The sequence below is a fragment of the Arhodomonas sp. AD133 genome, assembly GCF_051195215.1.
Classification (GTDB): domain Bacteria; phylum Pseudomonadota; class Gammaproteobacteria; order Nitrococcales; family Nitrococcaceae; genus Arhodomonas.
This window is the reverse complement of record NZ_JBNAZM010000011.1, coordinates 47,874-73,075: the sequence shown is the minus strand read 5'-3', so window position 1 is coordinate 73,075 and position 25,202 is coordinate 47,874. Positions and strand designations below refer to the sequence as shown.

Annotated in this window: 20 protein-coding genes; 2 read left to right on the top strand and 18 right to left on the bottom strand. The window is 67.7% G+C overall.

Features of this window, described 5'->3' with window-relative positions:
* Positions 1-109 precede the first annotated feature (109 nt).
* Positions 110-793 (top strand): hypothetical protein, encoded by a 684-nt coding sequence (locus tag ACPEES_RS09015; RefSeq protein ID WP_435103127.1) that lies wholly within the window; start codon positions 110-112, stop codon positions 791-793.
* 30 nt (positions 794-823) lie between these two features.
* Here the strand turns inward: ACPEES_RS09015 and ACPEES_RS09010 are convergent, their stop codons facing one another.
* From ACPEES_RS09010 to ACPEES_RS08925, 18 genes are all read right to left on the bottom strand, one after another.
* A complete protein-coding gene (locus ACPEES_RS09010) occupies positions 824-2,278 on the bottom strand; it encodes a mannose-1-phosphate guanylyltransferase/mannose-6-phosphate isomerase (RefSeq protein ID WP_435103126.1) in 1,455 nt (484 codons plus the stop codon).
* A gap of 11 nt (positions 2,279-2,289) precedes the next feature.
* Positions 2,290-3,657, bottom strand: coding sequence for a phosphomannomutase (locus tag ACPEES_RS09005; protein ID WP_435103125.1), 1,368 nt, complete (start codon positions 3,655-3,657; stop codon positions 2,290-2,292).
* A 77-nt stretch (positions 3,658-3,734) separates the two neighbouring features.
* On the bottom strand, positions 3,735-4,535 hold the full coding sequence (locus ACPEES_RS09000) for a polysaccharide biosynthesis/export family protein (RefSeq protein ID WP_435103124.1): 801 nt from the start codon (positions 4,533-4,535) through the stop codon (positions 3,735-3,737).
* A complete protein-coding gene (gene epsL / locus ACPEES_RS08995) occupies positions 4,525-5,748 on the bottom strand; it encodes an XrtB/PEP-CTERM-associated polysaccharide biosynthesis outer membrane protein EpsL (RefSeq protein ID WP_435103123.1) in 1,224 nt (407 codons plus the stop codon). The genes ACPEES_RS09000 and epsL overlap by 11 nt, the downstream gene beginning before the upstream one ends.
* Before the next feature lie 12 nt (positions 5,749-5,760).
* Complete coding sequence (locus tag ACPEES_RS08990; RefSeq protein WP_435103122.1) at positions 5,761-6,618, bottom strand: sulfotransferase; 858 nt, start codon at positions 6,616-6,618, stop codon at positions 5,761-5,763.
* Positions 6,615-7,901, bottom strand: a complete 1,287-nt coding sequence (locus ACPEES_RS08985; RefSeq protein WP_435103121.1) for a glycosyltransferase — start codon at positions 7,899-7,901, stop codon at positions 6,615-6,617. Before ACPEES_RS08985 ends, ACPEES_RS08990 begins: the two co-directional genes overlap by 4 nt.
* The gene (locus tag ACPEES_RS08980) at positions 7,898-8,710 is read right to left on the bottom strand and encodes a glycosyltransferase (protein ID WP_435103120.1); all 813 of its coding nucleotides are present in this window, start codon (positions 8,708-8,710) and stop codon (positions 7,898-7,900) included. Before ACPEES_RS08980 ends, ACPEES_RS08985 begins: the two co-directional genes overlap by 4 nt.
* Positions 8,682-9,998: an O-antigen ligase family protein gene (locus ACPEES_RS08975; RefSeq protein WP_435103119.1), complete on the bottom strand. Its 1,317-nt coding sequence runs from the start codon at positions 9,996-9,998 to the stop codon at positions 8,682-8,684. Before ACPEES_RS08975 ends, ACPEES_RS08980 begins: the two co-directional genes overlap by 29 nt.
* Positions 9,995-12,253 (bottom strand): DUF4838 domain-containing protein, encoded by a 2,259-nt coding sequence (locus ACPEES_RS08970; protein ID WP_435103118.1) that lies wholly within the window; start codon positions 12,251-12,253, stop codon positions 9,995-9,997. Before ACPEES_RS08970 ends, ACPEES_RS08975 begins: the two co-directional genes overlap by 4 nt.
* An 8-nt stretch (positions 12,254-12,261) precedes the next feature.
* A complete protein-coding gene (locus ACPEES_RS08965; protein ID WP_435103117.1) occupies positions 12,262-13,317 on the bottom strand; it encodes a glycosyltransferase family 2 protein in 1,056 nt (351 codons plus the stop codon).
* Positions 13,289-15,511 carry a GumC family protein gene (locus tag ACPEES_RS08960; RefSeq protein WP_435103116.1) on the bottom strand — a complete coding sequence of 741 codons (2,223 nt, stop codon included), beginning with the start codon at positions 15,509-15,511 and terminating at the stop codon, positions 13,289-13,291. Before ACPEES_RS08960 ends, ACPEES_RS08965 begins: the two co-directional genes overlap by 29 nt.
* The gene (locus tag ACPEES_RS08955; RefSeq protein ID WP_435103115.1) at positions 15,508-16,656 is read right to left on the bottom strand and encodes an undecaprenyl-phosphate alpha-N-acetylglucosaminyl 1-phosphate transferase; all 1,149 of its coding nucleotides are present in this window, start codon (positions 16,654-16,656) and stop codon (positions 15,508-15,510) included. Before ACPEES_RS08955 ends, ACPEES_RS08960 begins: the two co-directional genes overlap by 4 nt.
* 94 nt (positions 16,657-16,750) lie before the next feature.
* On the bottom strand, positions 16,751-17,692 hold the full coding sequence (gene rfbA, locus ACPEES_RS08950; protein ID WP_435103114.1) for a glucose-1-phosphate thymidylyltransferase RfbA: 942 nt from the start codon (positions 17,690-17,692) through the stop codon (positions 16,751-16,753).
* Positions 17,693-18,130: 438 nt separating this feature from the next.
* Positions 18,131-19,159 (bottom strand): sulfotransferase family protein, encoded by a 1,029-nt coding sequence (locus ACPEES_RS08945; protein ID WP_435103113.1) that lies wholly within the window; start codon positions 19,157-19,159, stop codon positions 18,131-18,133.
* Positions 19,156-20,616, bottom strand: a complete 1,461-nt coding sequence (locus ACPEES_RS08940) for a lipopolysaccharide biosynthesis protein (protein ID WP_435103112.1) — start codon at positions 20,614-20,616, stop codon at positions 19,156-19,158. The genes ACPEES_RS08945 and ACPEES_RS08940 overlap by 4 nt, the downstream gene beginning before the upstream one ends.
* Positions 20,613-21,848 (bottom strand): glycosyltransferase, encoded by a 1,236-nt coding sequence (locus ACPEES_RS08935; RefSeq protein ID WP_435103111.1) that lies wholly within the window; start codon positions 21,846-21,848, stop codon positions 20,613-20,615. The genes ACPEES_RS08940 and ACPEES_RS08935 overlap by 4 nt, the downstream gene beginning before the upstream one ends.
* Entirely contained in the window at positions 21,841-23,031 is a 1,191-nt protein-coding gene (locus tag ACPEES_RS08930) for a glycosyltransferase (protein ID WP_435103110.1), read from the bottom strand. Before ACPEES_RS08930 ends, ACPEES_RS08935 begins: the two co-directional genes overlap by 8 nt.
* Positions 23,024-23,845, bottom strand: coding sequence for a polysaccharide pyruvyl transferase family protein (locus tag ACPEES_RS08925; RefSeq protein ID WP_435103109.1), 822 nt, complete (start codon positions 23,843-23,845; stop codon positions 23,024-23,026). Before ACPEES_RS08925 ends, ACPEES_RS08930 begins: the two co-directional genes overlap by 8 nt.
* A gap of 79 nt (positions 23,846-23,924) precedes the next feature.
* Between ACPEES_RS08925 and ACPEES_RS08920 the strand changes: the two genes are divergently transcribed.
* Positions 23,925-25,166, top strand: coding sequence for a 3-oxoacyl-ACP synthase III family protein (locus tag ACPEES_RS08920; protein WP_435103108.1), 1,242 nt, complete (start codon positions 23,925-23,927; stop codon positions 25,164-25,166).
* Positions 25,167-25,202: the final 36 nt, after the last annotated feature.

The following is a 25,202-nucleotide window of genomic DNA, read 5'->3' as shown; positions in this document are numbered from 1 at the left end:
GGGGCTATGAGCCCCGACCGTCGTGTCAGTTCAGCGAACGCGCCGGTGGGGCGGCGCTCGCCGCGAGCGGGCGCTGGGGGCGGTGCAAGACCCACGGAGCGCCACCGCTATGCCCTCTATCGGCTTGCGCCAGCATTTGCGCACCCTCACGCCGACCCTCATCCTCCTTTACGCGCCGGTCCTGGCGCTGCTGATCGTCGTTGTCGCCCTGCGCATCGGCTACGCGGTGCCCATGGCGAACCTGACCCGCGATCCGGCGCAAGTGCTCGGCGTCAGCCCGTTCGCGGGGGCGGTGTCGAATATCGGTATCCTGCTGTGGTGCGCAAGCACGGCGATCTGCCTGTTCGCGGCCCTCCTCGCCCGCCGACACGGCGCGCGGCGCACTCCCATATTCCTTCTCGCCGCGGGAACGATGACACTAGTGCTGCTCCTCGACGACCTCTTCCTGCTCCACGACATCGTCCTGCCCAAGGGGCTCGGGGTCTCCGAGGAGGCCGTGTACGCCGGCTATGCCGCAATGATCGGCGCCTTTATCACCCTGTTCCATCGGGACATCCGCGCCAGCGACTACCCGCTGCTCGGCCTGGCGCTCGCGTTTTTCGCCGCCTCCCTCGGCTTCGATATGCTTCAGCAGTGGGTGACACCGCCGGGCGCCTTCCTGCTGGAGGACGGCAGCAAGCTCATGGGCATCGTCAGTTGGGCGGGGTATCTCATCCGCACGGCGAGTGCGCGGTTGAAGCAGGCGATGCCCGTGGACACGCGGGTACCGGAGTCGGTAACGGCCGGAACCTGAGCGGGGGCCCACGCCCCCGCTCAGATGAGCTCAGGCGGAGGCGTCGCTGCCGGCATCCTCGGTCGACGCCGCCATCGCGGGGGCTCGGCCGTAGACGTCGCCGAAACGCACGATGTCGTCCTCGCCCAGATAGCTACCGGACTGAACCTCGATCACCTCGAGCGGAATCACGCCGGGGTTCTCGAGACGGTGGCGCACACCGAGCGGAATATACGTGGACTGATCCTCGGTGAGCAGGAACGTCTCGTCACCCCGCAGCACACGGGCAGTGCCCCGCACGACGATCCAGTGCTCGGCGCGGTGGTGATGCATCTGCAGCGACAGCTGCTGGCCCGGATTGACGACAATGCGTTTGACCTGAAAACGCTCGGCGTTGGCGACCCCCTCGTAAGATCCCCAGGGCCGGTAGACACGCCGATGGAAATCGCTTTCCTGGCGGCCGTCGGCCTTCAGGCGCTCGACGATACGCTTGACGTCCTGCACGCGTTCACGTGGCGCCACGAGCACGGCGTCCGCCGTCTCCACGATGACGTGATCCTCGACGCCGACGGTAGCGACGAGACGGCCCTCGGAACGGATGTAGCAACCCTGTGTATCCTCGGCGATGACGTCGCCGTGAATGACATTGCCGCCGTCCCCGGCTTCCGCCACGGCGTGCAGCGTCGCCCAGCTGCCGAGATCGCTCCAGCCGCAGTCCAGTGGCACCACCGCCGCGCGCTCGGTATGCTCCATGACCGCGTAGTCGATGGACTCCGCCGGACAGGCGGCGAAACGCGCCTCGTCCAGGCGCAGGAAATCCAGATCCTCGGTCACGGAGGCGAACGCGTGCTCGCAGGCCTCCAGGATGTCCGGCCGCAGGCGTTTCAACTCCTCGAGATACGTGCGCGCCCCGAGCAGGAAGATGCCGCTGTTCCAATAGTACCGCCCGGAGGCCAGATAGCCTTCGGCGGTGGCCTCGTCGGGTTTCTCGACGAACTGCTCGACGCCACGCACCGGCTCGTCCGAATCCGCCGCGCGAATATACCCGTAACCCGTCTCCGGATGCGTCGGCACGATACCGAAAGTCACCAGCCGACCGTCGGAGGCCGCGGGCATGCCGGCGGTCACGGCGGCACGGAAAGCCGCGTCGTCGCGCACCAGGTGGTCCGACGGCATCACCAGCAGCACGGCCTCGGGGTCCTTGGCGAGTGCGCGGATCGCGGCGACGGCGACCGCAGGCGCCGTGTTCCGGCCCACCGGCTCGAGCACCAGATCGAAGGAGTCGACGCCGGCCTCGCGCAGCTGCTGGGCGACCAGAAAGCGGTGCTCCTGGTTGGCCACGGCGATGACGCCGTCGCTGTCAGGCAGCCCCGCCGCGCGCAGCACCGATGCCTGGAGCATGGTGTTGTCCCCTTCCAGGGGCAGGAACTGCTTGGGGTACCGGCTGCGGGACAAGGGCCACAGCCGCGTGCCCGACCCGCCACACAGAATCACTGGATGCAGCATGATTGCCTCCCTTACTCAGCCGCCGGAAATGCATCGAGCCGCCCTAACAGCTCGGCGGTCTTCTCCTCCATGAGGGTGCGATCGCCGCGGGACTCGACATTGAGCCGGACCACCGGCTCGGTGTTGGACATGCGCAGATTGAAACGCCAATCGGAGAGCTCGATGCTCACCCCGTCGGTATGGTCGACGCGCACCGCGTCCACGCCGTAGTCGCGCTCGATGGCCGCGATCACGGTGGCCGGGTCCGCTAGGCGACGGTTGATCTCCCCGCTCGCCGGGAAACGGTCAATCCGCTCGTCGACGAGCTGCGACAGCGGCTTGCCGGTGCGGCCGATGAGCTCGGCGACCAGCAGCCAGGGAATCATGCCGCTGTCACAGTAGGAGAAGCCTCTGAAGTAGTGGTGAGCGCTCATTTCCCCACCGTAGAGCGCATCCTCGCGGCGCATGCGCTCCTTGATGAAGGCATGGCCGGTCTTGCTCTCGATGGCCACACCGCCGAACTCGCGGCAGAGATCGATGGTGTTCCAGGTCAGGCGCGGATCATGGACGATGCGCTCGCCGCCGTGCTTGCGCAGGAATGCCTCGGCGAGCAGGCCCACGATGTAGTAACCCTCGATGAACCGGCCCTGCTCGTCGAAGAAGAAGCAGCGGTCGAAGTCGCCGTCCCACGCGACGCCGAAGTCGGCGCCGCTGGCGCGCACCCGCTCGGCAGTCACCGCCCGGTTCTCCTCGAGCAGCGGGTTGGGCACGCCGTTGGGAAACGTCCCGTCGGGGTCGTGGTGCAGCCGCTCGAAGCGAAACGGTAGGTGCGGCTCGAGGGCGTCGATCACGACCCCCGCCCCCCCGTTGCCCGCGTTGACCACGATACGCAGCGGCATCAGCGCCTCGTCGGCCAGGTAGCCGAGCAGGTGTTCGACGTAGGCGTCGCGGTGATCGAGGTCCTGACGGGTGCCGCGACGTTCCACCGGCGGTTGGGGCTCGCCGGCGGCGAGCCGCTCGATCTCGTCGAGCCCGGAATCACCGCTGATCGGGCGTGCCTCGGCACGTACGAGCTTCATGCCATTGTAATCCCGCGGATTGTGGCTCGCGGTCACCATGATTCCGCCGTCCAAGCGATAATGGAAGGTGGCGAAGTACACTTCCTCCGTGCCGCACAGCCCGATGTCATGGACGTTGACGCCGCCGTCCTGCAGCCCGCGGGCGAGGGCGTCACTGATCTGCGGGCTGGTCAGGCGAATGTCGTGGCCGACCGCGACGTCAGCGGGCTCCAGGGCTGTCGCGTACGCCCGTCCTATGCGGTAGGCAAGGTCCTCGTCGAGCTGGTCGGGCACACGTCCGCGGATGTCGTAGGCCTTGAAGCACTCCAGGTATTCGCTCATTCGCGCTCACAGCTCCTTGGTGGTGGTTCGTGCCGCGACGAGCGCGGCCGGCGGCCACGCCCCTGGTCGACGGCGCATCAGAATATGCGTTCCTTCACGTGGATGAGGTCATTCGGACGAAGGGTGGTATCCCGCTCGGCATCGAGAACCTGCGTCTCGCCATCTTCACCGCGGCGCTGAATCTCGACGCGAGCGTAACTGCCCCGCGGCGTGAGGCCGCCCCCGACGGCGATGGCCTGCATCACGGTCATCCCCTCCTCCAGACGGTACCGGCCCGAGCGGTTCACCGCCCCTTCGATATAGAAGACGTCCATGCGCGGCACGGTGACCACGTCGCCGGCGCGGACGGTAACGGGATTGCGTACGCCGGCGGTGAGCCCGTCCAGGTCCAGCCGGCGGCGCTCACCCTCGCGCACCAGCACGACGTAGTCCGCACCCTCCGCGCTCACGCCACCGGCACGGGCGATCAGGTCGAGCAGTGTCGACGGCCCCGCCAGCCCATAGCGCCCGGGCTTTTTCACCTGTCCCATGACGGTCACCTGGCGGCTGACGAACTCCTCGATATGCACCGCGACCTGCGGATCGCGGAGCAAACCGCGCTCGAGCAGGCCGCGGGCGATCCGGCGTTCGGCCTCGCGCACCGTGAGGCCGCCGAGCGTCACGGCACCGAGATACGACACCCCGATGGTGCCGTCATCGCGTACCCGGGCACTGACATCGTATTCCGGACTCCCGGCCACGGTGATCGAAACCCGGTCGCCGGGCCCCAGCGCGTAGCTCTCACCGGCCTCGGGCGTTTCCTGCGCTGAAGCGAACCCCGGGAACGCAACCGTGGCGGTCACCACGGCAACGATCATGCAAAGGATTCTAGAACGCATAGCTCACTCCCGCCGAAACTTGCTCATAGTCGTAGTCACTGACAGCCCGGTTGGAATTGCGCACCTCCCGCTCGATGCCCAGACTCACGCGCAGGTTTCGCAGCGCCCGGTAGTCGACGCCCACGCCGACGGTGCGCGTGGTGTCATCGCGGCCGGCGTTGCCGACACCCGCCTCGTCATCCGCCTGGAACTCGCTGCGCTGCCAGGCGAGGCTGCCGCGCAGGGTGACATCCGGGGTCGCCTGCCAGGTGGGCTCCAGGCCGACACCGCGCGCGAGAACATAGCTGACCGCGTCGTCGTCGCGGGCCTGTAGCTCGCGCCAGCCCGACAGACGCAACCCCAGCTTCACCGTCGGCTGCCAGTCATAGGTCAGCCGCGCGGTGGTGCCGGAGAAGTCCCGGCCACGTGCCTCGTCGAATTCCCGGCGTGTATAACCGGCCCGGCCGGTCAGGCGGCTCTGCGCGGTGACCGCCCAGCCCAGCACCACGCTGTAGTCATCCTGCGCGTAATCATTGTCGATCACCGCACCATCGCCACCCTCGCGCGTGGATTCCAGGTCAGCGTCCGTGCGCTCGGCGCGCAGACCCACGCGCGAGCCCGTGGGGGATTCGTAGGCAAGTTCGGCGAAACGACTGCGCTCATGACGGTCGAGTGTCTCCCGCCGGTCATGTCCCTGGCGCTGCTCGGCCACCCCGGCGCGCACCTCCCAGTCCGGCAGGAAACGATAACCGCCGTCGGCGCTGTAGCGCCGGGTCGTCTTGATATCGCGCTCGACCGACTGGTTCTCTTCGAAGCGCGTGAGCTCGCGGGCGTAGCCGGTCTCGATGGTGCCGCCGAAGCGCCGGCCGATCTCCCAGTCCCACGCCAACTCGGCATCGCCGGCGGTGTGATCGAGCTCGTCGAAGCGCTGGTAGCGGTTGCGCTCGAGCCATGCATCCAGCCGCAGCGTCTGCAGGCTGATGGGCCAGTTCATGCGTACACCGGCGCCGGCGCGATGGATGAGATCGTCGAAATCACCCGTGTCGAGTCGTTCCTCGGCCTCGTCGTCGCCGGAGACGCGGAACGGGTTGCTGTCGTAGCGGCTGCCGGCATAGACATACGGCCCCAGCGTCTCGCCTTCGGGCAGTGGCGCCAGAGCCGGCGGTTGCGCGTGTACGGCGAACGCGACCACGCACAACGCCGCGGCGGTCGCACCCAGACGTATCTGCGACATGCACATTCCTCTTCAGTAACCGAAAGCGTGGAGATCATCGCGGCGCCGCTCGGCGAGCTCACGCAGCGACGGATCACGTTGATGGGCGAAAGCCCGGGACGAACGCACCCGTGCCACGGCCCGCTCGAACTGGTCGGCCGAAGGTGACAGGCCGCAGAACTCGCCCAGCCGCTCCAGCACGGGCGCCGGGTCCTCGAGCAGCGTCTCGTAGCGCACCTCGGTGGCGAGCTCGCCGCATTCGCCGACCTGACGCCTGGCCTCCGCGGTATACTCGCGCCACAGGGAGAGGGCCTCGTCGAGATCGGCGCACCGCCAGGACTCCGCGAACCCGCCCTTCTTGCCGATGAATCCATAGAGCCAGCGGCGCCGATGGAATCGACGCTCCGCATGGGCGACGCTTTCGGTCTGACGGCGCTGCAGACTCGCAGCCACGTCCACGCCGTGACGGTAGACGTGGATCACCCGGGCCTGCGGATAGAGCTCGCGCCACAGCGGCAGCGTGTAGGTGTTGCGGGGATCCTTCCATCCCCAGGGGCGCTGCAGCGCCGAGACGTCACCGTGGCGCAGGAACTCACGGGGCCCGAGATAGAGCACCCGCCGCGGCGCACGCAGCATGAAACGCAGGTACCCGAGCGTCACCCGACGCGCCATGGCGCTGTCTCGCAGGTGACGGAACGGCTCGGCGTTGTCCCAGGCACCGCCACACTGGTGCAGCAGCCAATCGTTGAGGCGCAGGAAATACCAGGGCTCGTGATTGATGTCCTTGCGCCAGCCGGTGAACAGACCGAGATCGTGGAGCATGCGCGTGACCAGGCTCGTGCCGGATCTGTGCATGCCAATGAGAATGACCGGCGGTATCGTCGCGTTCACGTTACTTCCCCTTTCTTTGCGGCAGGCCGCTGCGCCCAATCCAGGAGTCTCCGGGCGGCGCGCGCATAGCCTGTCTCCCAGCGCGACAACGCATCTTCCATGCGTGCGAGGATTTCACCGCGGTAGGCAGCATCCGTGCGCACGCGATGGATGAAGGCGACCGTCGCGCTCTGGCCACGCTCGTCGTCGGCGAACAGCGGGTAGCCCTCGCCCATGACCTCGCGAAAGACGCCGATATCGGACAGCAACGGCACGCACCCCTGCCAGATACCCTCGAGCACCGGCAGTCCGAAGCCCTCGTTACGGGAGAAGAACAGGCAGAAGCCGCTGCGCCGGTAAAGCGCATTGAGCGCCTCGTCGTCGAGATAGCCATGGCGCTCCAGGCTCACGTGGTTGCAACGCAACGCACCGAGGAGCTCGGCACTCTCCGCAGTATCCTTGCCGACAACGTGGATGCGCGCGGTGATGCCCTGTTCCGCACAGTAGGCCTCGAGCCACTCGCACAGGTGACAGATGCGGTCGAAGCCCTTGAGACGGTTGAGCCGCCCCACGAACAACAGGTCGATGACGTTATCGGTGAGCGCGCGCTCGGTCTCGTCGGTGCTCGGCCGCGGCTGAGCGGCGATCTTCTCCGGCAGGCCATTGGGCAGCTGCAGCCGGCGCCGGCGTGCACTGGCCGGATAATAGCGAAGCAGATCGGCCTCCCCGCTCTCGGAAATGCAACCGACAGTGCGCGTGCGCATCAGCCAGAAACGGGTCAGCAAATCCATGTACACGCGCCGCCAGAACGGAAAATGCGGCGCAGCCACGCGGTAGGTGAGGTCGTGGAGAATTGCCAGCGTGCGGTCCGCCGGCAGCCACACCGGCTGCAGGTTCGGCAGGACCACCGCGTCGTAGCGCCCGCGTCGCACCCGCGTGGGTATCTCCAGATACTTCGTCCGCAACCCGTCGCCGGCGGTGGCTATCACATTGACGGCCACCGGGGTTCCCGGATCCTCGCCGAGACGGGCGATCAGACGCTTCTCCAGTATCTCGGCGGCGTCGCCGCAGGCGAAAACGTCGATCGTGAGTGCCCGGCCCGCTTCACGGGCGGCGGCGAGAAACTCCACGAGCAGGCTTTCGGTGTAGACACTGATCCCGTCACGCCGGGCGATATAGGAAATGGCCACGACCGCGATACGGCGCGCCGAGCGCTGTTGCTCGGCGACCGTGTCCGCGCGTGGCGACGGTTCCACGGTGGGCGAGTCGGCCGTCGCCGCGGCAGCGCGCTCCCTGACGCTCACGTTTGGTTCCTCCTGTCGATGGGATGGCGGACGAAGAAGCGCAGCAGGCTGGTCACGTGCCAGCGCAGGTAACGTCCATCGCGGTGACTCTGACGGCGCGCGTCATGCACCGCGCGGACCCACGGCAGCAGGCGCACCCGCCAGCCGCCGGCCCACAGGCGCAGACACAGATCCGCGTCCTCGCAGTAGAGGCGGTACCGGGGATCGAAGCCGCCCACCGCTCGAAAGGCCGAGGCCCGCAGCAGCATGAACATGCCCGCCACCCAGTCCGGCTGGATCGGCTGGTGCGAGAGCTCGTAGTCACCCCCTCCGGCGCGGGCAAGCACGCGACGGAGTATGCGCACCGGTGTCATGCGGCGGCGGGCGCTGTCCTCGGGCGTGCCCGCCGGGCTGACCACCTGGGGCGCGACGAGGCCGTCACGCGCATGCTCGAGGCCGTCGATGAGACCGGGCAACGGATCATCGGAACAGCGGATATCGGGATTGAGAACGCAGAAATAGTCACTCGCCACGGCCTCGAAGGCCGTGTTGTGGTTTTCCGCGAAGCCCTTGGGGCGAAGATTGCGGATCACCGTCACCGGAAACGGCAGATTACGCAGTCCCGGTGGTTCGTGCTCCGGCAGATTCTGGGTCAGAACCAGATGCAGCCCGTCAGGATCCCAGCCGGCGCGAATGTCCTCGAGCAGGCCCTGCACGAGGTCCGCCTGACCGTGACTGACCACCGAGAGCAGTACCCGTGGGGCCGGTTCGCGATCCGGCCCCGGGCGCGCGTCCTCTACACTACGCGCCGCTTGTGCCGTATATGCCATGCCGTACTCCTTGTCCTCCGTGGTCGGATAGCGTGTGCCGCGCCTGAAAGGCCGCGGCATAGGCGAGGCCTGCGAAGAGGTGGTAATACTCGTGCTGCGCCACCGGGTTCACATTGGCGAAGGTGAACAGATACCCGATCGTGAGCACGGAGAAGAGGCTGCGCGGGCTGAAGCCCACGGCGAGCAGGCCCAGAGCGTAGATCAGCCCTGGCATGCCGGCGGACAGCCAGATATCGAGATAAGAGTTGAACAGCTGCGCGACGCCGCTTCCGAGACCGATGATGTCCGACGGGAAATTGCCGAAATACGCCTCGACGAAGCCGAACCCGTGGCCGAGCCACGGTGCCTCCATGATCAACTCCCAGGCGATACGCAGCGCGGCGCCACGCTCGGCCTCCCACTTGTGCTCGAGCATGCGCGCCGTGACGAGCTTTTCGTCGGCGGGCAGCCAGGCGTTGTACGCGGCGAGCGCGACCGCGCCGAGCACCGCCGCCCCCGCCAGTCGCACTGCCCACCGCCTTGCCACGCCACTGAGCTCCGGGCGTCCACGATAGGCCACCGCGGCGGCGAGACAGGCCGCCACCAGGGCGACCCAGACCGTCTTGTTGTGACTCGCCAGCGCGCAGCCGATGGTGAATGCATAGAGCGCGACGAGCGGCCAGCGCCGGGCCGGCCACTGCAGCGTCTCCATGCGCAGGGCCAGGGAGCCGAGCATGAACAGTCCGGCGAAGAACGCCAGCTCCCCCTGTTCCCAGAAGCTGCCCTTCAACCCCACCGACAGGTGGGGCGGGCGCTCGTGGATCAACAGCGGCACCGGATGCGCCTCGAGGGCAACGGACAACGCCAGCGCGAAGGCCAGCGTGAGCTCCAGCACCAGCGCCAGACGCCGTGCGCCGACCAGGGGCAGCATTCTCACGCCCACGTAGTACGCCACCGGAAAAACCGCCACGTACTTGATGATGAAGGTCATCTCCTTGACCTTCGGATAAGTCGTGAGCGTGCTCAGCGTACCCAGCATCAGGCCAACGCCCACGATCGCGAGCAACGGCCCCCAGCGCATCCGTAGCGTGGTGAGGTCGTGCAGCACGATCAGCCCGAACATCCCCGCGAGTACGATCTGGCCAACGCGCAGGTCGATCCCCACGGGGATCTTGACTGCCGGCAGCGCCAGGCTCGCCGTCACCCCCAGCGCCAGGGCAGTCCACGCACGCGTAGCCGGATCGCCGCCACGTGCCCGCGACGGCAACCGGGGCATACCCAGCGCGTGGTGGACTGCCACGGCTGTCACGCACCGTCCTCCTCGCGGACGGCGAACAGGCGATCGACGATCACGGCGTCGACCTGCCCGGTTCTCGGCGACGCGAACCAGACGTAACGGTCACCGCCGCGACGCCATGTGCCCGGCAGACGGATCACCGTGTATGCCTCGTCACCGAGCTCGCCCTGGGAGTAGGCGCCACGCTCGCCGGGATAAATGCCGGCATTGAGCCCATGATCGCCGTATCCACCGTCACTGCCCGGCACCCGCACGCGCGCGTAGATGCGCCACTCCCCCTCCCGGGGTAGCAACCGCTCCAGCGGTAGCTGGATACCCCAGGCACTGCGGTCGCCGGAGAGCCGAGCGGCCGCGCCGTTCGAGGCACCGGCCTCCGCCACGATGCGCGCGCCGCCGGCGAGGTCGAAGGACAGCTCCTGGGCCACCGGACACTCCGGCTGCTCTTCCTCCCGGCAACGCTGCGGCAGCGGTGCCGGTGTGCGCGCGATGGACAGCGCTTCCACCAACTGGCTCGGCGGATTGCCACGGCCTTCCCGGTAGGCACTCATGTCCGCCGCCTCCATGGCGGCGGCGAAGCGTTCCAGGCGCGCCTGTCGCCCGGGACTGTCGGCGAAGTCGGGATTGCTGAGGATCGCGTAATCCACGGGCATGCGAGCCGTCTGCACATGCTGCCGGTAGGCCGGCTGATCGGCGACCCGTTCCTTCGCGCGCTCGAACAGCCGGTCGGCGCGCTGGAGCATATCCGTGGTCAGGTACGCCGCCGCTGGCCCCATTTTGTCGCGCACCGGCGTGCCGGTGGCGGCGACCGTCTCCTGCAGCAGGTCGATGTAGGCACCCACCTGAGGGGCAGCGTCGCCGTAGTAACCGGCGAGGAACTCATCGATGAGTGTCTGCGGGTCCTGACCCGGCTCCCACAACAGCTGCCCCAGCAACCATGCGCGCAGGGGCGCGAACTCACTGCCGAGCGTGTTGTACGCGCCCTGGGCGAACACGCCACGAACCGCGGAGAGCCCGTTCAGCCGACGCAGATCCTGCGGCAACGCCTCGAAATCGGGAAACGGCTGAAGATAGCCCGCGAAATTGGTCATGTACGTCCACACCAGCACGCGCCCGGCAACGCGCTGCCAGCCCTCGAGATCCTCGAGAATCGGCCGGTTCACCTCCGCCGAGAGCGGGCGGGCGAAGTCCCGTTCGATGTCGGAGAACATCACCGCCATGTTCGACGGCAGGCGCATCGCCCGCGGCGGTTGCCGGCTCCAGCGGTAGGCCTGGGCGAGGATAGTCACGTCGGGGTAGTCGTCGGCCACGGCGCGGGCAATGGCCCGCACGAAGTCGAGGTAGGCGCCCGCCGGCGTGCCGTAACGCTCGATGAGGGCGGCATCCGGTGCCTCGTCATAGTAGGAATCGACGTCGGCATGCTCGATGAGCAGCGCATAATCACCGTTACCCCACTCCGCGAGCAGCTCACGGACCGCATCAATGGCGACCCTGCGTACACCCGGCTCGGCGAACCGCAGCTGACCGCCACCGAAATATTCCGGATGCTCCTCGCGGTGGCGCCCGGGAGGCACGAGGCGAAAGATGTTGCGTTTGCGCAGGGCCGTGAACGCCGGGCTGCCGGTATAGCCGGTCAGGCGCTGGCCGAAGCGCCCGTTGAGCCGGTTGTGCGCGCTATACAGTGGATCGTCCGCCTCGCGAACGAACGCCTCGCGATAGGCGAACGCCGGGCGCTCGGTGACCGTCTCCCTTGGCACGACGATGCCCTCGCGCTCGGGGACATGCGTGTAATTCGGCGCGAACCAGCGCACGCCGGCGTAACGCTCGAGAAACTCGTAGACACCGTACCGTGCACCAGTGGCGTCATTACCGACGATCCGGACGTTCCCGCCGACCGCGCTGATGCGATAGCCCTCGGCTCCGATGCCCAACGCCGGGTCGACGCTCACGCTGATGCGGGGTGTGCCAGCGCCCGTGTCGGTACGCACCGGCAGGTGAGTCCCGGTAGCGGCTTCGATATGGGCGGCGAGCTCCCCGGCCGCGTGGCGCACCATCGTGTGCGCGTTCTCGTCGACAACGATCCGGAAACTGCTGTTGCCGTCGCTCACCACGGTGACGGCCTGCGAATCCGACGCCCTGTCATCGTCGCCACCGGCACAGGCGGTCACGCTCGTGAACAGCAATGCGACCGCGAATAGCAGTGCACGCCAGACGTGACGGGTAAGTGCGGGCGCGGATGCTGCCGTGAAACGGTTCCCCCAGGTCCCCATACAGACTCCTATGTCGTGCGGCTGCGTCCCAGCAAGATGATGAGAATCGGGCGGACGCGATCGAGCTGGCCGCGGCGAATGCGATTGATCAATGCCCAGAAGAGCCCGAGCCATACCGTCGGCAGCGCCCAGGGCAGGCGGTTACGGGTAAAGCGCAGGCGATTACGCAACGCCAGGCAATCGGCGCGCAGAGAACGTTCGGGGCGGCCCGTGCTCGCTCCCTCCTTGTGGTAGACGAGGCTTTGCGGCGCGTAGGCAAGCGTGAACTCCGGCCGTCCGCGCACCGCCCAGTCGATCTCTTCGAAATAGAGGAAGTAGTCCTCGCAGAGCAGGCCGACACGATCCAGCCAGCGTCGCGAGGCGAACATGGACGCGCCGATGACGTAGGACATCTGGCGCTCGACGGCGCCGGCGTCCATCTCCCCCTGCCACCGCTGTCCGCCCCCGAGCGCGCGATGGGTGCCGAGCCATGGATTGAACCGTGCGCCGCCGTGTGCCTGCACACGAGTCGGCTCGGCCTGATCGAGCAGGGTCGACCCGCACAACCCCGCCTCGGGCGCCGCCTGAAGGCGGGTGACCAGGTGACGCAACGCTGCAGCATCCACCACCGTGTCGTTGTTGAGCAGCCAGACGTAGTCCGCATCGCCACGACGCTGGACATAACGCAGGCCGATGTTGTTGCCACCGGCATATCCCAGGTTGGCGCCGGTGTGGATGAGCGTCAGTGCCGGATCGTCATCGTCTTCGCCGGATTCCGCCATCTCCCGGTCGAGCTCGTACCAGGCGATCGGCTTGGTCACCGGCGGACGCACACAACGGCTCACCCGCGATTCGCGTGGCGGCAGGGCATCGAGCTCGCCAGCGGCCCAGCGCCGCAGCGCGTCCACCGACTCGTCCGTGGACGCGTTGTCGCAGACGACGATGCGAAAGTTCGCGTAGTCACTGCGCAACAGGCTCTCCAGGCAGGCGATGGTATCGCCCCAGCCGTTCCAGTTGAGCACCACGACATACACCCGCGGCGCCTGGCCGCCGGGATCACTGGACGCCATAGGCGTAGCCGCCATAGCGGGTCACCTCCTTGAGATCCACTTGAGTCAGGGTCACGCCGAGCATCCGGACCTGGGCGGCGAGCAGTCGGCGGTACGCTTCGGATACGGCATCCGTGGGCGTCTTGCCCGCCTGCACGGCCAGAATGGCGCCATCGCTGAGATGGCCCATCATTTCCACGTCGCTCACCGTGAGCACCGGCGCGGTGTCGATGACGATCCAGTCGAAATGCCGCCGTAGCGCGGCGAAGGCGCGCGTAAGATCGTCGGTGGCGAAGAACTCCAACGGATGCGGCGACGCGTGCCCCTTGCCCATGAGGTAGAGATTCGGGAGCAACCCGTCGCGGGCGATGCAGTCGCGCGGCCGGGCGCGGCGCAGGACGAAATCGGTGAGTCCCGGACGCTGCCAGTGGCTCGAGAGGCTGGCGCGACGCAGGTCGCCGTCGATCAGCAACGTCCGCCCGATCTGTGCATAACTGCAGGCGAGATTGCTGGACAGCGTGCTCTTGCCCTCAGCCTGGAGGGCGGAGGTCACCATGATCATCTGCGGTGCACCGGCGCGGTCCCCGACCTGCAGCCTCGTGCGGATCGCACCGACCGCCTCGGTAAAGCCCGACGCCGGCTCGAGCACGGCATAACGCGGGAGCATCGCTGGTCGGCGGAGCTCCACCTTCGGCACCATGCCGAGGCCTCGCGCCGGCAGGTGCTCCTCCACCCCCTGAGGCGTGTAGAAGCGCTGGCGCAGGTTGTTCATCAAGAACGCCAGGGCCACTGCAGCGGCGCCGCTGAGCAAGCCGGCAATGGCGAGAATGCGCACCGGATTGGGCTTGAAAGGCGCCCCCGGTGGAAGCGCCCGATCCAGAATCCGGATACCCGGGTTGCCCATGGCACCGGTTAGGTTGATTTCCTTGATGCGGCTGCGGAATGCCTCGTAGAGCTCGCGGTTGGTCTCCGCCTCGCGCTCCAGCTTGGCGAGCCCGAGCTCCACGTCGGACCGGTCCCGCAGACCTTCATTGAGATCCTTTTCCGCGGCGACGAGCCGCTCCTCACGCTGCCTGGCCTGCTCGTAGCGCTGACTGATGGATGCCACGGAACGCTCGAGCTCGGCGTCGAGCCGTGCGGACACCGACTCGAGCTCGGCCCGCACCGAGGCGACCTTGGAGGCGTTTTCGCCGTAGTGGCTGCGCAGACGTTCGAGCTCGCCACGAAGACGCGCCTGCTGCAGCTTGAGCTGCTGGATGACCGGATCCTCGAGCACCGCCGCCAGAGCATCCGGGTTCTCCGCCTCCTGAACCTGGTTGTAGAGCACCTCGACACGCATACGCTCGGAACGCGCATCGAGCAGATCCTGGGTGACGCTGGAGAGCTGCTTGCCTGTCACCTCCTCCAGGTTTCGGCTGTCGAGCAGATCATGGCGCGACTTGTACGCCTGCACCGCCTGCTCGGAGGCGGCAAGGTTCTGCCTGAGCTTGTCGAGCTGAGCGACCAGCCAATCATGCACCCGCTCGCTGACTTCGACGCGCTGGCGCTCCTGGACACCCTGATAGGCGCTGGCGACGAGATTGGCGACGCGCGCGGCGACATCTGCCGTGGGGGCCTGATAGAGCAGCTCCACGAGCTCGCTGTCCTTGCGTCGCCGTACCTGGAGATTGTTCTGAATGAGTCGCACGAGCGAGCGCCGGTCCGGTACCTCGCGTGCCGGCTCGCCGGCGTCCGTCCCGGCGGCGTCCCCGCCGCCGAGCCCGAGCATGCCGCCCGCCCAGCCCAGCGCCGTGTCGACGACGCCCCGCACCTGGTCGGCCACGCCCGGTGGCGGCATCAAATCACGGCGCTCCGCCTCGGTGAGCCGGTCGACGACCCGTTCGGCCACGGCGCGGCTGCGAATGATGTCGAGCTGCGTCGTGAAGAATGTCTCGCCGCCCGCCGGCGCCTGATTCTGCTGCAGCGACGGCACGTAAGCCGGCGGATCAGGCTGCACCTGCATGGTGAGGGAGCCCAGATACATGCGCGGCTGAAGCATCGTGTAGCCGCCGGCCGCGAGCACGGCGCTCGCGACCACGGCGACGATCAACCGGCGGCTGCGCAGCAGTACGCGCACGTACTCCATCAACCCCGGCGCAGCCGGACCGCCGGGCGGTGCCGGCGCGGCTGCGCCGCCTCCGCTGGCGGGCGGCGGCATGCCGTTCGCGGGCATGGGATGCTGCGCCTTCATGGGGTATGCAGCCGCTCGTCACGGTAGCGGCTCGCCTGCAGGTACGCCCGCGCCATCACCGGCAGCGTGGTGTTGGCATGCTGGCGGCGGGCGAGCCAGCGCACGAGCCGCGGATGCACCCGCCACGCGTAGGTCATGCCGAGACAGTACAGCCCGAACAGCGCCAGGAATGCGGCGAGGGAGACCCAGTCGGCCACGCCGGCGAGCTCGAAAGCCAGACCGGTGGCAGCGGCAACGATCGCGACGGAAACGATGACCGCAAGCGCCCGCGTTACCGGCAGACCGATACGCAGCAGGAAGTGATGCAGGTGCTGGCGATCCGCGGCCAGCGGCGAGCGCCCGCGCGCCACCCGCCTGCCCATGACATAGGCGATATCGAACAACGGCACGAGCAACAGCCACAGCCCGGTGACCGGTGACATCGCAGGCGCACGGCCCTGGGAGAGCTCGATGACGAACCAGCTAACCGCGAACCCCAGAAACATGCTGCCGGCATCGCCGAGGAACACCGACGCGCGCCAGCGCCAGGGTGAGCGCAGATTCTGGGTAAGGAATGCGAGCACTCCGGTAGCCAGTACCAGCGCCAGCGTTAGCAGCCCGCTGTCGCCGCCAGCGTAGGCGACGACGGCGAAGCCCACCAGCGCTACCAGCGCCAGTGCTCCGGAGAGACCGTCCATGCCGTCGACCATGTTGAACGCATTGATGGTGCCCACGGTGCCGAGGACGGTCACCGGTACTGCCAAGACACCGAGGGTGAGGGCGCCCCCGCCGGGCATGAGGTCACCCGCCGTGGTCAGGGTCGCCCCACCCAGCACGCTCGTGCACAAGGCGGCGAGTGCCTGCACCGCCAGTCGTGCGCGTGGCGGGAGATCGTAGTGATCGTCGACCGCTCCCATGATCACCAGCGCGGCACCCACCGGAAACAGAATGCGCACGTAATCTTCCGGCACGTTCAGCGCAAGCGCAGCCAGCAGGCACCCGAGGAATATGGCGCCGCCGCCCACCGGGGGCACCGGACGAGCGTGACGCTTGCGTGCGTCCGGCTGATCGACCAGACCGGCCAGCAATGCCTGGCGCCTGAGAAAGTCCGTCAGCAGGACGACGAACAGGAACACCAGTAGATAAGCAAACAGCTCGTTTTGCATGATGGTCGCCTCGCGTTCACGACACGACTCGCCCCCGCCCGCATGCGGGTACACCGGGGCGAGCCCGCCCTAATTGGGAATCATCTGATTCGGATCAGCAGGCCTGCTCGAAGGGGCCTGCGAGACGCTCCTGATCGAGCAGGCGCAGCAAATAGTCGCTGTAGCCGTTCGCCTTCATGGCACGCGCCTGCCGGGCGAGCTCGTGCTCGGTAATGAAACCCTGACGCCAGGCGATCTCTTCGGGGCAGGCGATCTTCAGTCCCTGGCGCTCCTCGACGATACGCACGAACTGCGAGGCGTCCGTGAGCGCCTTGTGGGTTCCGGTGTCGAGCCATGCGATACCGCGACCGAGACGTTCCACCCGCAGCTTGCCCGCCGCCAGATACTCGCGGTTGACGTCCGTGATCTCGAGCTCGCCGCGCTCCGACGGCTGGATGTCCCGGGCGATGTCGAGCACGTCGTTGTCGTAGAAATACAAGCCCGTGACCGCGTAGTTGGAGCGCGGTTGCGCCGGCTTCTCCTCGATGTCGTCGACGCGTCCGTACTCGTCGAACGCGACCACGCCGTAGCGCTGCGGGTCGCTGACGTAATAGCCGAACACCGTGGCACCATCGGTCTCGGCGGTGGCGCGCTCGAGACTCGCCTGCATGCCGTGGCCGTAGAAGAGGTTGTCGCCGAGTATCAGCGACACCGGATCGTTGCCCACGAATTCACGACCGACACGGAAGGCATCGGCAAGGCCGCGCGGCTCCGGCTGGATGGCGTAACTCACGGAGATACCCCACTGGCTGCCGTCGCCGATCAGCTCCTGAAAGGCCGCGCTGTCACGTGGTGTGGTGATGATCAGAATGTCCCGGATGCCGGCAAGCATCAGCGTGGACAGCGGATAGTAGATCAGCGGTTTGTCGAACACCGGCATGAGCTGCTTGCTCACCGCCGGCGTCAGCGGTTGCAACCGGGTACCCGAGCCACCGGCGAGAATGATGCCCTTGTAGCGCGTACCCGAATGACGGGCGTTATCGGTGTTACTAGTCATTTCGTACATCGCGTCCATTCCTGCTTCCGGGGTGCGGTACGCACCCATACCGTGAGCGATCAGGGCTGTAGGCGAACCCGGCGATGAGCGTGCGATGTGCCCGTGCCCGGCGCCCCGGGCGTCGCACCGGCGCAAACCAAAGCACGGACGATGCCAGGACAGATCATCGTCTTGATTCACCTGCACAAACCCTTGGTCCGTTGCAGTCCAAAACACCACTTTTCCGGCGAGAAAAGCGTCGCGACATGGCAACAGCCGCCGCCCTCCTCACCCCCGAAACCCCAAGCGTGGCGGCGTGCGCCACTGTCGCCGGTCCACGACCCGCATTCGGGGCAGTCGACACCGACCGCCCCGCGCGGCGGCGTGAGTCACCGACTGTGGCGCGTCGCCGCCGGTACTGCCCCGCCGGCATCCAGCGTCGTGACACCGGCATGGATCTCACTTGCCGGACTCCTCCGGGCGTGCCGGCGTCTCGGCATTGACTTCACCGCGCACTTGCGTCTGGGCGCCCGGCGGGACATCGGCGACGTCGGCACGGGCAGTGCCCTGCACCCGGCGCACTTCGCGAAAGAGGCGGTCGTGCACCCGCGCCCCCATCAGCCGCGCCCACCCGAATGCACCCGGCCCTTCTGTCACCGCGGTATAGCCGTAGCGAAACATCCCCTTGCGGGTGAGATACTCGATCAGTGCCACCTGCTGCGCCGTCAAACGTTGCTGCCACTTCAGCAGGCTGTCAGTGCGCAGGGGCGCGTGTGCCTCGCGGATGTGGCTCTGCCCCCACTGTCCATAGCCCGAGCTTTCCTGCCGGCTCGCGCCACCACGGGCCATCATGCGCTCGTCGAAAGGCTCGCCGAGGAACTCGCAGACGCGGCGCAGCGTCGTCTCCGGATCGGTCACCAGCGCCTCGTAGTGCACGATCTGCACCCGCGGGTCTCCCTCCCAGGCATTGAGCGAGCGCGTGCTGTCGCGCCAGCGTGCCGCCTGATGGGTGATGCTCGGCTCCGCCCATGGCGCCTCCAGCAGCGAGGCGACGACCGCCCTCGGATCGCGCAGCATGTAAACCACCTGTGCGTTCGGATACCAGCCGAGCACACGGGCAAGGTGCGCGTGATGTCCGGGGGTTTTCTCGCCCCAGCGCGGCTTGCCGGTGGTCGCGGCATACGCGTCCATCAGCGCGGTGAATACATTGCGGAACGTAGGTGGCTCGTCGGCGGGCAGACGCGCGCTGACATCCGCGGGGTCGACCCCCATGCGCGTGAAGTGGTGACTCGCGCTGAACGCAGCCCAGAAGTCGCGGTAGTCACTCCATCCACGTAACTCTTCATGACCATGGCGACGCACCCAGTAGCTCAGGAAGTGGGTCTCCGGGGAAACCGCGATTCCCGGATGCGCGGAGAGGAACGCGCGCATGAGCGTCGTTCCCGAGCGGGCCATACCGACGATGAACACGGGCGATTGGTCAGTCATGAGCGTGCTTCCTGGACCGGGTGGCGTTGCAGGACCTGGTGCGCGAGGGCGCGGCACTGGGCGGGAGCGACCGTGAATGCGGCGGCGACGTAGACAACGGCCCCCATGGGTACCAGCGCCAGCAACCTGGCGAACGCGCCCCAGTCCCCGGGCAACCCCGACGCGATTCCGCGCACCGCGAACGCCATCACGCCACAGCCGACCAGCGCCGGCATGAGCGCGCCGAGATAACGCCGGGGACTCAACGAGACGAGACGGTCGAGCGCGGTCCAGGTCAGCGGCCAGAGCAGATAGCCGCGCACCGCGTAGGCTGCGGCCACGGCGACGATGCCCCAGTGCACGGCGATGGCGAACGCCGCCACGTTGGCCACGGCATTGGCCGCGGTGATCAACAGCACCCACTGGGGGCGGCCGAGCGCCTTCAGGGCCGCGGGACAGAGCAGCGATATCGACTGCAATGCGGCGATGGCGGTGAGCACCTGCATCACGCTCGCGCTCGGTGCCCACTGCGGACCGAAGACAACCTCGGTGACCGCCGGCGCAAGCAACGCAAGACCGCAGAAAGCCGGAAAAGCCCCCAGCGCCATCACACGCGTCGCCTCGTAGAATGCCTCGCGCAGCCGTACCGGCTCCGCCTTCAGGCGTGAGAACGCCGAGAAAGCCACCGGCATGATGGCTTGAGGCAGGAGATCCAGCAGTATGCGGATCAGGCGATAGCCGACCGTGTAATAGCCGAGCACGGTGCTGCCGAGAAAGTAGCCGATAAGCAGATGGTCCGCCTGGCGGTTGGCCACGTTGAGGAGATTGATGCCGACGACATTCACGCCGAAACGCGCCAGTGCACGGAAATGGGGCAGGGAGAACCGCAACCGCGGACGCCATGCCACCGAGAACCACAGGCACGGCAGCTGAACCAGACGCTGGACGAGCAGCTGGGCGACGAGCGCCCACACCCCGTAACCCAGCATGGCGAGCCACAGCCCCGCCGCGCCGCCCACGGCTACCGACGCCAAGCTGATCTTGGCGATGCGTTTGAATGCCAGCTCGCGGCGCAGCAGCGCCTCATGGGTGCGCGACAGCGACGTGATGAGCAGCACCGGCCCCAGCGCACGTAGCACCGGCGCGAGCCTCGGCTCGTCGAACACGGCCGCCAAAGGACCCGCGAACAGCACGCAGCCGGCAGTCAGCATCACGCCGATCGCGAAGCTTGCCCAGAATGCGCTGTCGAGATGCGCCGGTCCCACCGCGGTGCGCTGCACGAGCGCATCCGCGAACCCCTGGTCCACGAGCATTTCGCCGAGCAGTACGAACACGCCGGCGAGGGCGACGACGCCGAAGCTCGCGGGGTCCAGAAGCCGCGCCAGCACCACGAACACCAGCAAGCGCACCGCGTGGTAACCCCACTTCTGGGCAAGGCCCCAGAAGGCCGCATGGGTGGCGGATCGACGCAGATTCATCGCGCCCCCGCCATTCGTGGTTGCGGCCCGGCATCCTCGAGAAGCTCGTCGACGCGTGTGACGATGCGCTCGACACGCCGCTCCCAGGCATTGTCCAGAGCCACACGGCGCCGCTGCTGCGCCAGCTGCGGGTCATCCTCGGCAAGCGCCTGCCCGAGCATGCGGCTGAACCCCTCGGGCTCGTCGCTGACGTGGAGGAGCTCGCGCAAGCGATCGGCAGGCGCCATGGATGTGCTCACCACCGGACGGCCGGTGGCGAGGTATTCGTAGATCTTGATGGAATCGTTGCCGCGGGTGGTCACGTCCGCGCGCTTGACGTTGATGAGAACGTCGCAGGCGGCCATGTGGCGCCGCAACTCGCCATGACGCTTGGGCCCGAGATAGTGGCAGTTGGGATGCCGTGCCCGTGCGTTGCGAACGAACGCGGCGGCGCTGGTCTCCAGCGGCCCGATGAAGACGAAATCCACCTCGGGGTGATCGCCGAGCACACGGTCGACCAGCTCCGTATCCAGCGTGCGGTTGAGCGCCCCTATATAGCCCACTCGGGGGCGTTCTTTGTCCTTCGCCGCCGGGGGCGGCGAATCGTCGACACCGACGCCGTTGGGCAGGAACTCGATACCGCTGGGCGCGTACTCACCATATGCCTCGGCAAGGCGGGGAGAGGTCGCGAATACGGCACCGCAGTCCGGCAGAATCTCGACGTATTCCTGCACCCGGGCCGCACGGCGATCCGGGTCCGTCTCCAGAGCCGGCACGTCATCGACGAGGTCGGCCAGCACCAGCTCCGCGCGGAGGTTGCGCGCCAGCTCCGCAAGACGCGGCGCTGGCGGATAGGCGAGGAGCACGGTGGGCGCTGGCCCCCTGAGCGAGCGCACCTGACGCCGCATCAGCCAATGGTTGACCGCCTCCAGCCGTTGATCGGCGCCCAGCGTGGCGAGCACAAGGCTCTTGACGGCGAGTCCGTCGTCGACGCGCACGGGTCGCGGTGACAGGGCCTTGCGCACATGCAGGCGGTACGCCCGGCGCAAACCACGATCGCGGGTGAATGCCGCGCGCACGAGATTCGCGACGAGCCCCCTGACACTCACCGCCTCCACGTGCACGACCTCGGCGACGTCGGACAGCTTGGCCAACGCCCGCGCAAACGCCTCATTGCGCCGGTGGTAGAACCCCCAGTCCGCCTGCCGCCAGTACACGACGAAGCGCAATCGGGGCGTGGGCGAATCATTCATGAGCCGGGTATCCCAGATAGGCATCGAGAGTGGTGCGAGCGATCGTGTCCCAGTCGAAGCCCTCGGCCCGGGCACGACCCGCAGCCCCGAGCGCGTCCAGGTCGGCGGTCACGGCGCGTTCCATGGCGCCGGCCAGACCGTCCGCCGCATACGGGTCATAGAGCAGGGCACCGGCATCGTCACCGAGCATTTCCTCGGCGCAGCCACAGCGCGGCATGACCACTGCACGGGCGAACGAAATCGCGAGCATGGCGCTGCCGGAGGTGAGAATGTCCCGGTAGGGCAGCACCATGGCGTCGGCGGCGGCGAGGTAGACGCCCACGTCTTCGTCGGGAATGAACTCGAGCACCAGCTGAATCCTCGGGTCCTCGGCGGCACGGGCCCGCAATGCGGCGGCCGTGGCGTCGTCCCAGGGGCGGCCGGCGATCAGGAGCCTGGCGCCGGGCGAGTCCAGCCGCGCGAAGCAGTCGAGCAGCTCGAACACCCCCTTGTACGGGCGGATCTGGCCGAAGTGGAGAAACACCGGCCCGTCGGCCTCGATCCCCAGGCGCTGGCGCGCCTCGTCCCGGGACATGCCGTCACCGTACGCACCGATGAAGTGGCCGTGCGGCGCCTGCGTGAGCACGGGCGAGTCGACCGGCAGCCGGTACGCATCGGCGATTTGCCGACGCGCAGCGCCGCAGTGCACGATCACCCGCTTGTACAGACGCGTGGCAAGCCGTCCGCAGGCAAGCTCGATGCCCGGCTGGCGACGTTCGTGCTCGAGCAGGTTATGCGCCGTCCACACCACGGAGACCCCACGCAAGCGCAGCGTCAGAAGCTCGCCGAGAAACCGGGTCGCCTTGGCGAGCGTACGCAGTCGCGTCGCCCCGACCACGAGGCGGTGAGTCCAGTGGAGATGAAGCACGTCTACCGGGCCGTGGCGACGCACGGCCCCGAGCAGTGGCAGCACGCCCGCCGGATTAGCGAGCCGGACTCTCGCGCCACGGCGCTCCAGCGCCGAACGCAACTGCCGCTGGTACGGGTTGCCCTTGCTGGCGTCGGGGAGCATGAGCACACGCGGCGCGCTCACGGGCGCATCGCGGGTTACGGTCGATGCCGTATCCGCACCGGGCTCGTGGAAAGCAGGGCCAGCGTCATCCCGACCCTCGCGCCACACCGTGCCACTGGCACCATCATGCATGGTTGACGACCTCCTTCTCCGTCCATAGATCGAGAGGAAACGCGCGCCGCAGCGGCTCGGGATCGAAATCGAGCGGTGGCTCGCCGCCACGCGACAGCCCCTCGGCGACAGTGGTCGCCGGCATGAACGTGTCACGCCCGCTGCCGCGGTAGTAATCCTCGTACTTGAACAATGACTCGCGTTCGGACAGCCGAAGCAGCCGCGCGGGGATGCCGAAGGCCTCGGCAATGATCAACCCGTGCAGCGACGCCGAAAGCACCAGCCGACTGTCCAGGATGCGCGTGACGAAACGCCGCCAGTGAACGAGCGGCGAAATCACCCGGTCGCGCTCGACGCCGGCCGCCCGCAGCCCCGCGAGGTCGTGCATGTGGGGCACGATCACGTAGTCCTGCTTCCCCCGGCACGCACTGGCCAGGTCCGGACAGAGCACCGGCAACAACAAGGCCGGGTCGCCATACACCGGCGGGCACTCAATGCCGCGACGCGCCAGGAACTCGCGCGTTAGCGGACCTCGCACGGCGCGCACGTCCAGATTGCGAAAGCGGTGGCGATCGGCCTCGATCTTGCCGTTCACCCCCGATCCCCACACCACGTCGCCGTCGCTGGCGAAATGCAGCACGGAGCCAATCGCAAATAGCCGCCCGGTGCCCGGGCGCTTGTCTCTCAGTCGTAGCCGATACCCACGGAGCATGCGCTCGACGAGCACCGGGGAGAGATAATCCCCGGCGTTCTCCCGCCGCCATATACGCAGGCGCCGGCTGGGCGGCGACCACCAGAACACATGCTGTCGGTCAGACCGGTCAAAACGTCGCATCCTGCTCGTCTCCAACCCGTCCCCCTTACGTCGCGACGCAAGCTAGCACGGCGCGGCAGCGCAACAATTGCACACGGCGATGACGGTTACCCGGGGTCACGGAAAGGCCGCTCGCAGCAACGCGACCGGGGGGTTGTCCCCTTATGGCGACAGCCATACGGATGGGCGTCGACCGCTGTCGGGATATCTGCCAAGATGCTTGGTAACGCGAAGGATTGGTAATGCGACCTTCCGCCGCCATCGTCAACGCGCGGGGTCGCACGCAGGGCCCGGCTCCGCCGGTTCACTGATCTCGGCACGGAACACGCGCAGCATGCCGCCGTCCGCCCGTATTGTCGCCACAGGTCACTACCTGCCTTCGCGGCGGGTGACCAACGACGACCTACGCGCCCGCGCCGAGGCGGCGCAGACCATAGACCGGTTCGAGGCGACGACGGGTATCCGTCAGCGCTGGCACGCCGAAGCCGACCAGGCCACCTCCGATCTGGCCCTGGCCGCTGCGCAGCAGGCACTGGAGCGGGCCGGACTCGCCCCCTCGGCGCTGGATCTCATCGTTGTCGGTACCGACACACCCGACTACATCACGCCCGCCACGAGCACCGTGCTGCAGGCGAAACTCGGGGCCCACCGGGCCGGAACGTTCGATATCGGCTGCGCCTGCGCCTCGTTCCCGAGCGCGCTGGCCACGGCGCATGGACTCATGGGCGCCAACGCGGGTGTCCGCCACGCGCTGGTGACCGGCGCCTACCTGATGAGCCGGCACGCGGCCGAAGACGACCTCATGAGCTTCTTCTACGGCGACGGTGCGGGCGCCGCCGTGGTGACCGCCGGTGATCAGCCCGGCGTTCTCGGCGCCGCCTTCGCCGCCGATGGCCGTTATGCCGGCTACTGGGGCATCGACGCCGGCGGCACGGTGGAGCCCGTCACCGAGCAGGCGCTCGCTGCGGGTCGGCACCGCGTTCGCGTCAAGGAGCGCTACCCGCCGGAAATCAACGAGCAGGGCTGGCCCGCCCTCGTGCGCACCCTCGCCGAGCGTTGCGGGTTCAACATCTCCGCCATCGACCACGCGGTGTTCACCCAGGTCAACCGCAGCACCATCGATCACACCTGCGCCGAGCTCGGGCTGCCGAGGGAGCGCGCCATCACTGTGATGGAGCAGTGGGGCTACACCGGTTCAGCATGCGTGCCCATGGCCCTGGACCAACTGGTCACCAGCGGCCATGCACACAGCGGGGAGCTGGTCGTGATGGTGGGGTCCGGGGTTGGCTACAACATGGCGGCGGTGGCGGTGCGTCTCGGCGACGACCTCGTCAGCGGCTAGTGTCCAGGACACTAGCCTGCAACACCATCGGCACAC

Coding starts and splice junctions, on each gene's coding strand:
- rfbA (WP_435103114.1), bottom strand. CDS start 17,692: ATGACTAGTAACACCGATAACGCCCGTCATTCGGGTACGCGCTACAAG.
- ACPEES_RS08960 (WP_435103116.1), bottom strand. CDS start 15,511: ATGAAGGCGCAGCATCCCATGCCCGCGAACGGCATGCCGCCGCCCGCC.
- ACPEES_RS09010 (WP_435103126.1), bottom strand. CDS start 2,278: ATGCTGCATCCAGTGATTCTGTGTGGCGGGTCGGGCACGCGGCTGTGG.
- epsL (WP_435103123.1), bottom strand. CDS start 5,748: ATGTCGCAGATACGTCTGGGTGCGACCGCCGCGGCGTTGTGCGTGGTC.
- ACPEES_RS08970 (WP_435103118.1), bottom strand. CDS start 12,253: ATGGGGACCTGGGGGAACCGTTTCACGGCAGCATCCGCGCCCGCACTT.
- ACPEES_RS08980 (WP_435103120.1), bottom strand. CDS start 8,710: ATGGCATATACGGCACAAGCGGCGCGTAGTGTAGAGGACGCGCGCCCG.
- ACPEES_RS08920 (WP_435103108.1), top strand. CDS start 23,925: ATGACGGTTACCCGGGGTCACGGAAAGGCCGCTCGCAGCAACGCGACC.
- ACPEES_RS08940 (WP_435103112.1), bottom strand. CDS start 20,616: ATGAATCTGCGTCGATCCGCCACCCATGCGGCCTTCTGGGGCCTTGCC.
- ACPEES_RS09000 (WP_435103124.1), bottom strand. CDS start 4,535: ATGCGTTCTAGAATCCTTTGCATGATCGTTGCCGTGGTGACCGCCACG.
- ACPEES_RS09015 (WP_435103127.1), top strand. CDS start 110: ATGCCCTCTATCGGCTTGCGCCAGCATTTGCGCACCCTCACGCCGACC.
- ACPEES_RS08965 (WP_435103117.1), bottom strand. CDS start 13,317: ATGGCGGCTACGCCTATGGCGTCCAGTGATCCCGGCGGCCAGGCGCCG.
- ACPEES_RS08930 (WP_435103110.1), bottom strand. CDS start 23,031: ATGCATGATGGTGCCAGTGGCACGGTGTGGCGCGAGGGTCGGGATGAC.
- ACPEES_RS08935 (WP_435103111.1), bottom strand. CDS start 21,848: ATGAATGATTCGCCCACGCCCCGATTGCGCTTCGTCGTGTACTGGCGG.
- ACPEES_RS08925 (WP_435103109.1), bottom strand. CDS start 23,845: ATGCGACGTTTTGACCGGTCTGACCGACAGCATGTGTTCTGGTGGTCG.
- ACPEES_RS08945 (WP_435103113.1), bottom strand. CDS start 19,159: ATGACTGACCAATCGCCCGTGTTCATCGTCGGTATGGCCCGCTCGGGA.
- ACPEES_RS09005 (WP_435103125.1), bottom strand. CDS start 3,657: ATGAGCGAATACCTGGAGTGCTTCAAGGCCTACGACATCCGCGGACGT.
- ACPEES_RS08955 (WP_435103115.1), bottom strand. CDS start 16,656: ATGCAAAACGAGCTGTTTGCTTATCTACTGGTGTTCCTGTTCGTCGTC.